Origin of the sequence: Thauera sp. K11, assembly GCF_002354895.1 — a bacterium.
Lineage (GTDB): Bacteria > Pseudomonadota > Gammaproteobacteria > Burkholderiales > Rhodocyclaceae > Thauera > Thauera sinica.
In genome coordinates, this window is sequence record NZ_CP023439.1 from 1,532,150 (window position 1) to 1,544,803 (window position 12,654).

Annotated in this window: 9 protein-coding genes; all 9 read left to right on the forward strand. The window is 64.6% G+C overall.

The annotated features are described in order from the left end of the window. Nucleotides 1–209 precede the first annotated feature (209 nt). Entirely contained in the window at nucleotides 210–1,625 is a 1,416-nt protein-coding gene (gene amrS / locus CCZ27_RS06745; protein WP_096446711.1) for an AmmeMemoRadiSam system radical SAM enzyme, read from the forward strand. Between the two features lie 21 nt (nucleotides 1,626–1,646). Then, on the forward strand, nucleotides 1,647–2,867 hold the full coding sequence (locus CCZ27_RS06755; RefSeq protein WP_157748469.1) for a lipase/acyltransferase domain-containing protein: 1,221 nt from the start codon (nucleotides 1,647–1,649) through the stop codon (nucleotides 2,865–2,867). A gap of 6 nt (nucleotides 2,868–2,873) precedes the next feature. Then, nucleotides 2,874–3,935 carry a LuxE/PaaK family acyltransferase gene (locus CCZ27_RS06760; protein WP_096446717.1) on the forward strand — a complete coding sequence of 354 codons (1,062 nt, stop codon included), beginning with the start codon at nucleotides 2,874–2,876 and terminating at the stop codon, nucleotides 3,933–3,935. After that, a complete protein-coding gene (locus tag CCZ27_RS06765) occupies nucleotides 3,932–5,014 on the forward strand; it encodes an acyl-CoA reductase (RefSeq protein ID WP_157748470.1) in 1,083 nt (360 codons plus the stop codon). Before CCZ27_RS06760 ends, CCZ27_RS06765 begins: the two co-directional genes overlap by 4 nt. A 19-nt stretch (nucleotides 5,015–5,033) precedes the next feature. Continuing rightward, nucleotides 5,034–6,017 carry an NAD-dependent epimerase/dehydratase family protein gene (locus tag CCZ27_RS06770; protein ID WP_096446721.1) on the forward strand — a complete coding sequence of 328 codons (984 nt, stop codon included), beginning with the start codon at nucleotides 5,034–5,036 and terminating at the stop codon, nucleotides 6,015–6,017. Further along, nucleotides 6,014–8,203: a penicillin acylase family protein gene (locus tag CCZ27_RS06775; RefSeq protein ID WP_096446723.1), complete on the forward strand. Its 2,190-nt coding sequence runs from the start codon at nucleotides 6,014–6,016 to the stop codon at nucleotides 8,201–8,203. Before CCZ27_RS06770 ends, CCZ27_RS06775 begins: the two co-directional genes overlap by 4 nt. A 178-nt stretch (nucleotides 8,204–8,381) precedes the next feature. Next, nucleotides 8,382–9,590 (forward strand): heme d1 biosynthesis radical SAM protein NirJ, encoded by a 1,209-nt coding sequence (gene nirJ / locus CCZ27_RS06780; RefSeq protein ID WP_096446725.1) that lies wholly within the window; start codon nucleotides 8,382–8,384, stop codon nucleotides 9,588–9,590. Nucleotides 9,591–9,628: 38 nt separating this feature from the next. After that, nucleotides 9,629–11,179, forward strand: a complete 1,551-nt coding sequence (locus CCZ27_RS06785; protein ID WP_385961123.1) for a cytochrome D1 domain-containing protein — start codon at nucleotides 9,629–9,631, stop codon at nucleotides 11,177–11,179. 68 nt (nucleotides 11,180–11,247) lie between these two features. Beyond that, complete coding sequence (locus CCZ27_RS06790) at nucleotides 11,248–12,435, forward strand: NnrS family protein (RefSeq protein WP_096446729.1); 1,188 nt, start codon at nucleotides 11,248–11,250, stop codon at nucleotides 12,433–12,435. Nucleotides 12,436–12,654 lie beyond the last annotated feature (219 nt).

The following is a 12,654-nucleotide window of genomic DNA, read 5'->3' on the forward strand; positions in this document are numbered from 1 at the left end:
TTGCAACGCACTTCCCGCCTTTTTTCGGGAGGCATGCTGTTCGATTGTCACGAATATCCATTAATGTTACAATTTAATGTCATCCTCATCTAGGATGGCGGATGTGCATCATATGTCCATGCTTCGACCCCGGTGTTGAAGCGCGTCCGTCAAAAATACAGACGATCGGCTTTATCAATGGAAATGGAATAAGAAAAAATAAATGAATCATGGCTGACAAACTGCATACCTTGACCCCTTCACTGCAACAAGCCCCGCATCCGGCCCGTCTGTGGCAGCCACTCGCCAATGGCCGCGTGCAATGCCACCTGTCGCCCCGCGAATGCAAGATTCCCGAGGGGGGTCTGGGTTTTTGCGGTGTGCGCTATAACCAGGGCGGCCGACTGGTAACGCTCAATTACGGCAAATCTGTGCCGATCACTGAAGAGCGTATCGAGTCGGAGGCCGTCTATCATTACGCGCCGGGCGCACGAATTCTGTCCCTGGGTAACATCGGCTGTATGTTCAAGTGTGATTTCTGTCAGAACTGGCAGACCAGTCAGGCACGACTGGTGCGTGAACAGGACATCGCCCGCTATACGCCGGAGCAAGTTGTCGATTACGCCGTGCGCCACGGAATCGGCATCCTGTCTTGGACCTACAATGACCCCGTGGTATGGCACGAATTTGTCATGGATACCGCCCGCCTGGGCCGTCAGGCCGGCTTGAAGAACCTGTACAAGTCGGCTTTCTCCATTGGGCCGGGAGCCATAGATGAACTGCTGGAAGTCATGGATATCTTCAGCATTTCTCTCAAATCGATGGATGCCGGGTATTACCGCAAATTTGCGCGAGGCGAGCTGCAGCCGGTACTGGACGGCATCCTCCAAGTTTATCGAGCGCGCAGCGATGGCGACGGCCCGCATCTGGAAATCTCCAATCTGTGCTTGACCGGGCGCAACGACAATCTCATCGAGGCACGCCGGGTTTGTGATTGGATGCTGGACAAACTCGATGATCGTATCCCGCTGCACTATGTGCGCTTCCATCCGGATTACCTGTACACCCACGTTGAGCGTACCGATGTGAACTTCCTCGAAGCGGCTCGCAGGCAGGCGCTCGATGCTGGAGTCAAGTTCGTCTACCTGGGTAATACCGGAGGGACGACAAGCGTCGATACCTATTGTCCCCAATGTGGACAAACGGTGATCCGCCGCAGCGGGGAGACGCTCGAGATGCATCTCGATGGCAGTCGGTGCGGCCATTGCGGTTGCGACCTGCCCATCGTCAATTCAAGTTGGGCAGACCGCACTTCCAGTACATCGGGCAAGGTCATGCGCTCCCTGACCCATGTCTTTCGTGGTGCCATCGGCGCGGCGCATATCGAGCAGCCGACCGAGTCCCCGATACGCTACGTCTTTCTGGATGTGGAGGGAGAGGAAATCGGACGGGGACAGTCCTCTTGCCTGCGCTTCCTGGTGAGCCGGCCGAGTGTGCGGGTAGCCGCACTGCGTATCGACCTTGAAGCGGATACCGACGTGCGCGTATTGGAGGTCTTCGACCGGGCCCATTTCCCGACCGCCGCTGCGGCACAGTCGCAGACCGGTAGTTGCGATGTGCCGCCTGCCCTGATCATTCCCCGTTGACGGGCTCCCGCCATAGATAGAATGCTCTCCAAGACCTATTCCCGGCTCCGTTCGCACCTTGTCCTGAAGTCCCTCCGTCCGGGGAGGCTACGGCAGGAACGACGCAATCCACCGGTTCTCTACGTGCCGGGTATTTTTGGTACCAAGCTTTACGACCGGCAACGCCAGGTTTATCTGTGGAGCGACTATCGAGGTCTGCTCTTCCGCCAGCCGGGCGAAGCCGGATTCGAGCTTGATCCGACCGACCCTCAACGCGTCCTTGCCAACGAAACCCTGCACGAATTCCGTATCGTGCCGGGAATCTACAGCAGCATCGTCACCCGTGATGTGGTCAATGCGCTGGAAGTCGGCCTCGGTTACCGCTTGGGTTGCGATCTCTTCTTTCTTGCCTACGACTGGCGTAGCGACTATCGGCGCCTGGGCGGGCTGATCGAGTTGGAAATCCGGCGCCTGCAGTCGCGTTTCGGGGAACACCAGAAGATCGTCCTGATCGGCCAGTCCGTGGCGAATCCGGCTATCCGTTACTGGCTGCGGACTTGCACTCCGGAAATACGCGAATCGATCGGCAAATGGTACGCATTCGGGCCGCCCTGGCGGGGTACTTGGAATTCGGTCTACATGCTGCAGAACGGCTACTGGCCGGCCACCCGCAAGTATCACGGGTTCAGTGCGGAAGCAGTCGGTACATGTCCGTCTGTGTACCAATTGTTGCCAGCCGAGGGGCGCATGATCGACCGCAGGGGCGAACGGATCGACGGGTTCGACATTTTCGACGCCGGCCACTGGCGGGATGCCGGATTGCCGTGCCAACAAGCCAATCTGGCCGGGCAGTTGGCGCAGGCGCGCGACTTCGCTGCTGCCATTGCAGGTACGCATCCCGCCGAAGCCGCGGTGCCGCAGACGTGGTTTGTCAACGCCGCCAACCAGGCAGTCAGCGCCGCGCTTGAAGGTGAGGGCAATGCACCGGCGGCGACTTCCCTGGAAACGATCCGCAAGCGTGCCCCGGAGATTCTGGAACGCTGCCAGGAAATCGGCGACGACCACTTTCCCTTGCGCCATATCACGGAGGCTCCCTGCGGACCGTTGGTGACTTCGCTGGACGCCATGCCCTGGGGAGACAATGCCGTTGTCGTCAGCCGCGCGCACGACCATCGTGCCCTCATCAATCACGGCCCCAATCTCTATGCCCTGGTCAAGGACATGGCCATGCTCAGATGCACGGCCGATCATCTCCATGTGTGAATACTCATGAATTCCCTGCCGCATATCGAACAACTCAGCTTGCTCGCAGATCCCTACGCCGCATCCACTGCCGACGACGAAGTCCTATTCGGGGCGGCCATGGCGGAGGCCGACAATTGGCACCGTGCCCGCAATCCGGCCTATGCCGCCCTCTGGCAGGGAGAGCAACGCCCCCGGATGCCCGTCGGGCTCTTCAAGCGCGTTGCGCTGCACACGCCCGTCGAAGGCGATGGAGTTTGGCTGTCCAGCTCGGGCACGGGCCAGCAGGGAGCCGCCTCGCTTTATTTCGACACTTCCAGCATGGCGCGCATCGAGCGCGGCATGCGCCAGATCTTCTACCATCAGGGCATGATCAGCGCGCAGCCGGCGCGCTTTCTCCTTCTCTCGCCCGACCCCCGGCGCAGCCCGCAGCCTGGCTACGCTACCAGCTTCCTGCGTTTCACCGCCTGCGCTCCAAGCAGCGAACTGATCTTCGCCGTCGACGACGCCGGACGGTTTCTACCGGATCTGGCATGGGAGACGCTGACACGCTGGGTCGCAGCGCCGATCCCGATCTTCATTTTCGGACTGACCGTGCATTTCGAACACTTGGCACTGTCGGCGCCGTCTACGCCGAGAACCTCCAACACTCAAGTGCGGGGACTCACCGGCGGCGGCTGGAAAGGCATGACCCGCCAACTCGACCGGCCGGAAATCCTCGCCCGGCTGGCAGGCGTCCTGGGAGGCGGGGCCGCTGTCGACATCCGCGATATTTTCGGCATGACCGAACATCCATTGCACTACATCAGTTGCGCGCATGGCCGCTTCCACATTCCACGCTATTCGCGCCTCGAAGTCGTGGCGGCCGATGGCGCCTCCGCACCCGCCGGCGAGACTGGCCTGATCCGCTTGCAAAACCCCTTCTTCGCCTCGCTGCCCAGCCATGATCTGTTGAGCGAAGACATGGGGCGTATGGAATCGGGCTGCGCTTGCGGCAGCCTCCGGCCCTGGCTGGAATTTCTCGGCCGTGCTGGCGACTCCGCGGCGACGTGCGCGTGGCAGGCCGGTGGCGGCGGCAGGGCGACATGAGTGCAGCTTTGAAGCGCAGCCCGGCCGAAGTGGCCCGCGCCCTTCGGAAATGGCTTACCAGCCTGCCGGCAGACTGGCCGCCCGCCGATACCGCCACGACGGCTTTTTGCCGGCAAAGGCTCGAGCGGCTTGCCGATGAGGCGGTATTGACTGCCAAAGTCGCAGCCGATTTGGGCAGCCGGCCATGGCGACCCTTGGGGCATGTGCTGGCGGTCGTCAGCGAAAACGATCATCTGGGCGTCGTGGCGGCGTTGATGGCCGCAGCGTTGACCGGCAACCGCCTGACACTCAAGTCCCGGGCCGGCCTGGCGGCACTGCGAAGCTTGCGGGATGCCCTGGGCTGGGATGAAGCAGCATGTCGCATCGCCGACTGGAGCAGCGAGGGGCAGAACGATGCCGAATTGCTGGCAGGCGTCGATGGCGTCGTGCTGGCCGGAAGCGAGGCGCTGATTCGACATTACCGCCGAGCTGCCGCTCAGCGCGTGCGGCTGATCGAATACGGCCCGCAGATGAGCGCGGCCTGCATTGCCGAGTGGCCTGTCTCGACGACAGAACAGGCAGCCTGTATCGATGCCCTGATACGGGACACGACCCTGTTCCTGCAGAACGTCTGCAGTTCTCCCCAGTTCGTGCTGACCCCCGGTGCGGCGGCAGCGGAAGCCCTGTTTGCGGCATTGGCGGCGCGGCTGGCGGTCATGCCGCCGTTACCGGAGGAAATTCGCCTGCAGCAGTCGATCAAGGCGCAGGAGTTGCGGCTCCTGGCACGCTTGGGCGAGCCGGTCGACGTCGCCCTCGATGCCGGTACGGGCTGGGCCGTTACACGCTCGCCGTCCGATGTGGCGTACTGGATGCCACGAGGTTTCCGTCTGATCGTCGGTGGCTTGGAGAAGCTGCAGGAGCCCTCTTTACCCTTGCAGACCCTGGGTATCTGGCCATCGCCGGCCGTCGGCCCGGTGGAGGCGGCAGCGCTGCATCGCTGCCGCCTGGGACGCATGCACGAACGTCCTGTGACCGCGCCCCACGATGGGCATTGGGAATTGGCCCAATGGGTCAGTTTCGTGAGTTGTGACACGCAATGATCACTATGCGGTACGCAGCATGAAGATATTTCTCACTGGCGCGAATGGCTTCATCGGCCGGCATCTGACGCAGCATCTGGCGGCGGCTGGGCATGAAATCATTACCTTGGTCCGCCCCGGCGTCGCTGTCGATATACCGGGGTCGGCGCGGCTGGTTCGCGGCGACCTGGCTGGGGTGGAAAGCTGGCAGGACGAACTCGCAGCCTGCGATGCCCTCATTCACCTTGCAGCACGCTATCGCATCGGCAATGTAGACCGGGCCGAGATGGCCGCCTCCAACATCGAAGGCACGCGGCGCGTTCTGCACGCTGCTTGGAGGGGAGGCGTAGGGCGTATCGTGCACGTCAGCAGTACCGCAGCCTTGGGCGAAACTTTCGGGCGGTTGGGTGACGAATCGCAGCGCCATAATGGCCGCTTCCGTTCTTTTTACGAGCAGACCAAGCACGTTGCACACGGCTTGGCCGAGGTGCTCAAGGGAAGAGGCGTTCCGCTCATGATTGCCATTCCCGGCGGAGTATTTGGGTCGGGCGACGGTAGCGATTTGGCGCAGGCCCTTGGGCAGTTCGTGCAAGGCCGGCTGCCCGCCCAGGTCGCGAGCGGGAGCCGCTTTCAGTTGTGCTCCGTTGAAGCCCTGTGCGATGGCCTCAGGCGGGTGGTCGAGCAGGGCGTATGTGGGCGGGATTATCTATTGACCGGACAGACGGTCGGGATGGAGCAACTGATCACTCGGGCCGCCCAGATTTGCCACCTGCCGACACCCCGGACGGTCACCCCCGAGCAGCTACGCTGGCCAGCCCGGCTCTGTGACGCCCTGCGCCCGCTCGGCCTGCGCCTGCCGCTGTCGAGGGAAACCTTGCGGGTCATGGACGGTAGCACCTACCTATACAGCAGTGCCCGAGCCGAGGCTGAACTGGGCTGGCCATGGCAGCAGGTTTGCGATGAATTCGACTCCCGCTTCGACGCCTATGTGCGCAGCCTTCGCACCGCCGGAAATCGGGTATGACGGGCGGCATCCTGTTGAAAAGCGGCTATGGAGCCGCCCGCGTCGATCTTTCCCACCCACAGTTGGCAGTTGTCGATGGTGACAGCCATCTAGCCGTCTACTACGCGCAAGGCTATGCCAGTGCCCGGTTGCGCCTCTGGCAACTGGATCTCACCCGGCGGCTGGCGAGCGGCCGGCTGGGAGAAGTGTTGGGCCGGACTGCGCTGTCGACGGACCGCTTCCAGCGTAGCCTCGATCTCACTGCATTGGCCGAACGGGCGGCTGACGACCCGGATGGCGCCGCCGAACGTGAGCACTTGCAAGCCTACGTGGATGGCATCAACCAGGGTCTGGCCGAAACCAGGCTGTTGCCGCCGGAATTCCTGGCGCTGGGCTACCGGCCACAGCCCTTCCGCCTGATTGATGCGTATCTGGTTGCGCAGCTCAAATATTTCATCAATTCCGCGTGGCAGTTTGAGCTTTATCACACGCTCGTGACTTCCGCCCTCGGAACACGCCGGTCCGCCCGCTTGTTTTCCAGTATCGACGAGGCCGGCGCGACCTATCCCTCCTTGCCGACAGCATTGACCATCGAGTTTGCAGGCGCGCTCGAGGAACTGCTGCTTTCGGCCAAGGCCGGGCTGGAGCGGCTGGGGCTGGAGTCACCGGACATCGGCTCGAATGTCTTCGCCGTGCGCGGGCGGCGAACTCGCAGCGGTTTTCCGCTGCTTGCCAACGATCCGCACATGGGGCTTGTCAATCCCGGCTTCAATCTGATCTTCCACCTGCGCTCGGCCGAGGGGCTCGATGCCTTCGGTTCCAACTTCCCGGGTGCGCCGGGAATCGTCGTCGGTCGCAACCCGGACATTGCCTGGGGTATGACCGGCGTCATGATGGACAATCAAGACCTTTTCTGGGGCGAGGTCGACCTGCCTCGCCGACGCGTCAAGACGAGCCAGGGCTGGCAGGCGCTGACACACCGGGAGAGCGACATCGGGTTGCGTGGCGGCAAGAGCCAGCGTCACGATACCTACGGTTTCGCGGGCGGACAATTACTGACTGAACGAGGGGGCATCGGACTATTTCTGCGCTGGCCGGCGCTCGACCAGGGATTGGGGTCCGTCAGCCTGCACGCGCTGAATCGCGCCCGCAACTGGGATGAATTCCGTGTCGCAATGGCCCGGTTACAGAACTCACCGGGCCTTGCCGCCTACGCCGACGGACAGGACAACATCGGTACCCAGATCTACGGCCTGCTTCCGATCCGGGCCGCCGGGCGTGAAGCGGCGGGCAGTCTCGTCTTGCCGCTCGAAGATGTGCGCTGGGCGTGGCAGGGGTATGTTCCATTCGACGATCTGCCCCGGCAATTCAATCCGGCAGAAGATGCGGTGATGTACGCCAACCAATATTCACCCGAATTCGCCGCCTCTCCTTATCTCTCCAACCGTTGGCATCCGCCGTCACGGGCGCGTCGCATCCGGACTTTGCTGGATGCGACACCTCGCCTTGACGCGGCCGCCTTCAGCGCGATTCAGGATGATCGCGTCGACGTCTGCGCCGAGGTTTGGCTGCCTCGGTTGTGGGCCGCGCTGGAGGATTCCGACCGCGCCGCTTCGCCCCTGGCCGGCTGGCGCGGGGATACACGGCAGACGGAACCGGCACTGCTGTTCGAACGCTGGGTCGAAACCCTGTGTGTCAACCTGTTGGCCAGCGCACTGCCATTGCCGCTGGCGACCCGCTATCTCGACCTGTGGCCGGCACATCGCTGGAATCTACTGGCGATCCTGTTCGAGCCGGATGCCGACTGGCCTCGGACCGAAACACTGGAGCACCTCATTCGCCAGGCTTTCCGGGCCGCACAGGCCGCCGATTCAAGCGCTCCGAGCGTCGATTACCGCCACACCTTGCGCCGATATCCTCTGCTGCGTCGGTTGTTGTCTGCGTCCCATCCATTCGAGGGCGGTTCCCGTGAGACGGTTTCGGCCTTGCGGCGCAATTGCGATTTCCTGACGGCTGGGCAAGGGGGTGAGGGAGGGAGCGCCTATAGTTTCGGCACCAGCTTCAAGATGGTCTTCGATCTTGCTCCGGGTGCGGACAACCTCTTTCTCTCCAACATGCCCAACAGCGGGAACCCGTTCGGTTTCTTCTTGAAACGTCACCTGCACCGCTGGCGCTCAGGACGGCGTTACGTTTTCCGCTTTCCGTAGCTGCTTGCTCTATGCCGGCGGCCGTACTCGCGCTCGGTGCGGTGTGGTGGCCGCCGGCGCTGCAGGGGATGCGCGCGATCCACCGCTGGCGGGCGGCGCGTCGTGCCGGTGCCCTTGACCGGCATCATTTTCTTGCCTGATGCGCTCGGTTGTAATCGGCGCATACAGGAGAAGCCCCATGTTCCGCATCTCGCACTTCATCCGCGAACTCGACCATCCCACGCCCGCCGGACCGCGCCGCAATCCGCCCGGCCCGGTGGTGATCTGGAACCTGATCCGGCGCTGCAACCTGACCTGCGAGCACTGCTACTCGATCTCGGCGGACAAGGATTTCCCCGGCGAGCTGGATACCGCCGAGGTGTTCAAGGTGATGGACGACCTTAAGGCCGCCCGCGTGCCGGTGCTGATCCTGTCCGGCGGCGAGCCGCTGCTGCGGCCGGACATCTTCGACATCGCCCGCCGCGCGAAGGGCATGGGCTTCTACGTGGCGCTGTCGTCCAACGGCACGCTGATCGACGAGGGCAACATCGACGCGATCGACGGCATCGGCTTCGACTACGTCGGCGTCAGCCTGGACGGCATCGGCGCCACCCACGACCATTTCCGCCGCAAGCAGGGCGCGTTCGACGCCTCGCTGGCCGGCATCCGGCTGTGCCTGGCGCGCGGCATCAAGGTGGGCGTGCGCTATACGATGACCGAGGGCAATGCCCACGATCTGCGGGGCCTGCTGAAGCTGGTGGAGGACGAAGGCATCGACAAGTTCTACTTCTCGCACCTGAACTATGCCGGGCGCGGCAACAAGCACCGCGCCGGCGATGCGCGCCACCGCACCACGCGCGAGGCGATGGAACTGCTGTTCGAGACCTGCCTGGACCTGCACCGGCGCGGCATCGACAAGGATTTCGTCACCGGCAACAACGACGCCGACGGCGTGTTCCTGCTGCACTGGGTGCGCCGGCGCTTTCCCGACCGCGTGGCGCACGTCGAGGCCAAGCTGCGGCAGTGGGGCGGCAACGCCAGCGGGGTGAACGTGGCCAACATCGACAACCTCGGCGTGGTGCATCCCGACACGATGTGGTGGCACGTGCCGCTGGGCAACGTGCGCCAGCGCGCCTTCGGCGAGATCTGGAACGATCTCTCCGACCCGCTGCTCGCCGGGCTGAAGCAGCATCCGCGCCGGCTGGAGGGGCGCTGCGGCGCCTGCCGCCACATCGACATCTGCAACGGCAGCTCGAGGGTGCGCGCCGGCCAGGTCACGGGCAATCCGTGGGCGGAAGACCCGGCCTGTTACCTGAGCGACGACGAGATCGGCGTCACCCCGGCCGACTACGGCCGCGAGCGGGTGGTGACGACGCCCTGGGTCCGGCTGCAGAAGGTGGACGCATGAAGCCCTTCGTCCGTGTGATCGTGCTGTGGGTGCTGGCGATGGTCGCGATCTTCGCCGTGCAGGCGTTCGCCGCCGAGGGCGGCGCGCGCGCCGATGCGGCGGCGCTCTACCTGCAGCACTGCGCGAGCTGCCATTCCCCCGACCGGCTCGGCGGCATGGGGCCGGCGCTGCTGCCGGACAACCTGGCGCGGCTGCGCAAGGCCGAGGCCGTGCAGGTGATCGGGGGCGGGCGCGCGGCGACGCAGATGCCGGCCTTCGGCGGGCAGCTTTCCAGGGACGAGATCGCGGCGCTCGCCGAACTGATCTACACGCCGGTGGTGCCCGCGCCGGCATGGACCGAGGCGGACATCCGCGCCTCGCGCATCCAGCACGTAGACCCGAAGACGCTGGGCGACAAGCCGGTGTTCGCCGCCGATCCGCTCAATCTCTTCCTGGTGGTGGAGGCGGGCGACCACCACGTCAGCGTGCTCGACGGCGACCGGCTGGAGCCCATCTTCCGCTTCCAGTCGCGCTACGCGCTGCACGGCGGGCCGAAGTTCGCCGGCGGCGGGCGCTACGTGTTCTTCGGTTCGCGCGACGGCTGGGTCACCAAGTTCGACATGTGGAACCTGAAGGTGGTGGCCGAGATCCGCGCCGGCATCAACACCCGCAACGTCGCCGTGTCGCCCGACGGCAAGCACGTGGCGGTGGCGAACTACCTGCCGAACACGCTGGTGCTGCTCGACGGCGACCTCAACCTGGTGAAGTCGATCGAGGCGCTCGACCGCGACGGCAAGCGCAGTTCGCGCGTGTCCGCGGTGTACGACGCCACGCCGCGCCAGTCCTTCATCGCCGCGCTGAAGGACGTGCCCGAGGTGTGGGAGATCAGCTACACGAAGGCGGTCGAGGACATTCCCGTCGGCTTCGTCCACGACTTCAAGCAGCGCGAGGGCAGCTTCATCCCCGGCTACCTGAACCCGCGCCGCACGGTCCTCGACGAGGTGCTGGACGACTTCTTCTTCACCCCGGACTATTCCGAACTGATGGGCGCCTCGCGCGAGGGCGTGGGCCAGGTGGTGAACCTGGACGTGCGCAAGAAGGTGGCGAACCTGCCGCTGGACGGCATGCCGCACCTGGGTTCGGGCATCACCTGGGACTGGACCGGGCCGGACGGCAAGCCGCGCACGGTGATGGCGAGCACCAACCTGAAGTCGGGCGAAGTCACCGTGATCGACATGGCGAGCTGGGAGGTGATCCGGCGCATCCCGACGCGCGGCCCGGGCTTCTTCCTGCGCAGCCACTCCAACAGCGCCTACGCCTTCGTCGATTCGATGATGAGCAAGGACGCCAAGCACATCCTGCAGGTCATCGACAAGCGCACGCTGGAAGTGGTGAAGGAGATCGCCGGCGAGCCGGGCAAGACGCTCGCCCACATCGAATTCACCCGCGACGGCCGCTACGCGCTCGCCAGCCTGTGGGAGAACGACGGCGCGGTCATCGTCTACGACGCGCAGAGCCTGAAGGAGGTCAAGCGCCTGCCGATGAGCAAGCCCGTCGGCAAGTACAACGTGTGGAACAAGATCAGCCGCGACGAAGGCACCAGCCACTGAACGACAATGACACAGGCGGCCCGCCCGCCGGCGCGGCCGCCGTACCGATAGAGAGAGCCCGACACGCCATGGCACTGATACGACTCGACGAACCCACCTCCCACCGCATCCCGCCGGACACCTTCTCGCTGTTCGCGCTCGGCTTCCGCCCCTTCTACCTGCTCGCCGTGCTGTTCTCCGTCGTCGCCATCCCGATCTGGGCGCTGGTGTACTCCGGCGTGCTGCATACCCGGATGCCCGGCATCTGGTGGCATGCCCACGAGATGATCTTCGGCTTTGCGGCAGCGGTCATCGTCGGCTTCCTGTTCACCGCGGGCAAGACCTGGACGGGGCTGGACACGCCCACCGGCAAGCCGCTCGCCGCGCTCGCCGCGCTGTGGATCGCCGGCCGGCTGGCGATGGCCTTCGGCAGCAACACCGTCGCGGCGCTGGTCGACGTGGTCTTCCTGCCGGTCTGCGCGGCGATCTTCTTCGCCGTGCTGCTGCGCTCCAAGAGCAAGCGCAACTATTTCATCGGCGGCCTGCTGTGCGTGCTGTCGCTGGTGAACCTGACCTTCCACCTGGCGCAGCTCGGGCTCGCGGACGTGGACCCGCTCAAGACGCTGCATCTTGCGCTGAGCCTCATCGTGCTGCTCGAGACCATCATCGCCGGCCGCGTCGTGCCGATGTTCACCGCGAACGCGCTGCGCGGCGTCAAGCAGTGGCGCAACAAGGGCTTCGACTACACCGCCATCGGCTTCACCGCCGCCGCGCTGGTCCTGTGGGTGGCCGACGCCGGCCCGCTGGCCGCGATCGTCGCGGTGATCGCCGCGCTGATGCAGATCGCGCGCACCCTGGGCTGGAACCCGTGGGCCACGCGGGTGAATGCCCTGCTGTGGGTGCTGCACGTGTCGCACCTGTGGATTCCGGTCGGGCTGCTGCTGCTGGCCGCCACCCAATGGGGCCTGCTGCCACGGTCGGCCGGCATCCACGCGCTGGCCATCGGCTCGACCGGCGGCCTCATCATCGGCATGATCACCCGCACCGCACTGGGCCACACCGGCCGCATGCTGGCCGCCGGCCCGGTGGAAACCGCCGCCTACGTGCTGGTGCAGATCGCCGCCGTCGCCCGCGTACTCACGGTAGCGGCCATCCCGGCCGCCGCCACCGGCGGCGTGCATCTGGCCGCCACCTTGTGGGCAATCGCGTTCGCCCTCTATGCGTGGCGCTACTTCCCCTTCCTGACGCGGGCGCGCGTCGACGGCAAGCCGGGGTGATCGGAGCCTGACGTTCATCATCGGGCAGCCGCCGCGCCCGGCTTGCGCATGGCGCTGCCGGCGCGCATGCGCCTGGTCGTCTCGCATGAATGCGGACGGATCTCCGTGCCAGTCCGACGGGCAGCCCCGCCCGATTGCCCACGCACGCGACGACGAAAATCACCCAAGCCAACCCATGAGGGCTACCTCGTCCCCGTCATAATAATGACGATGAGCTGA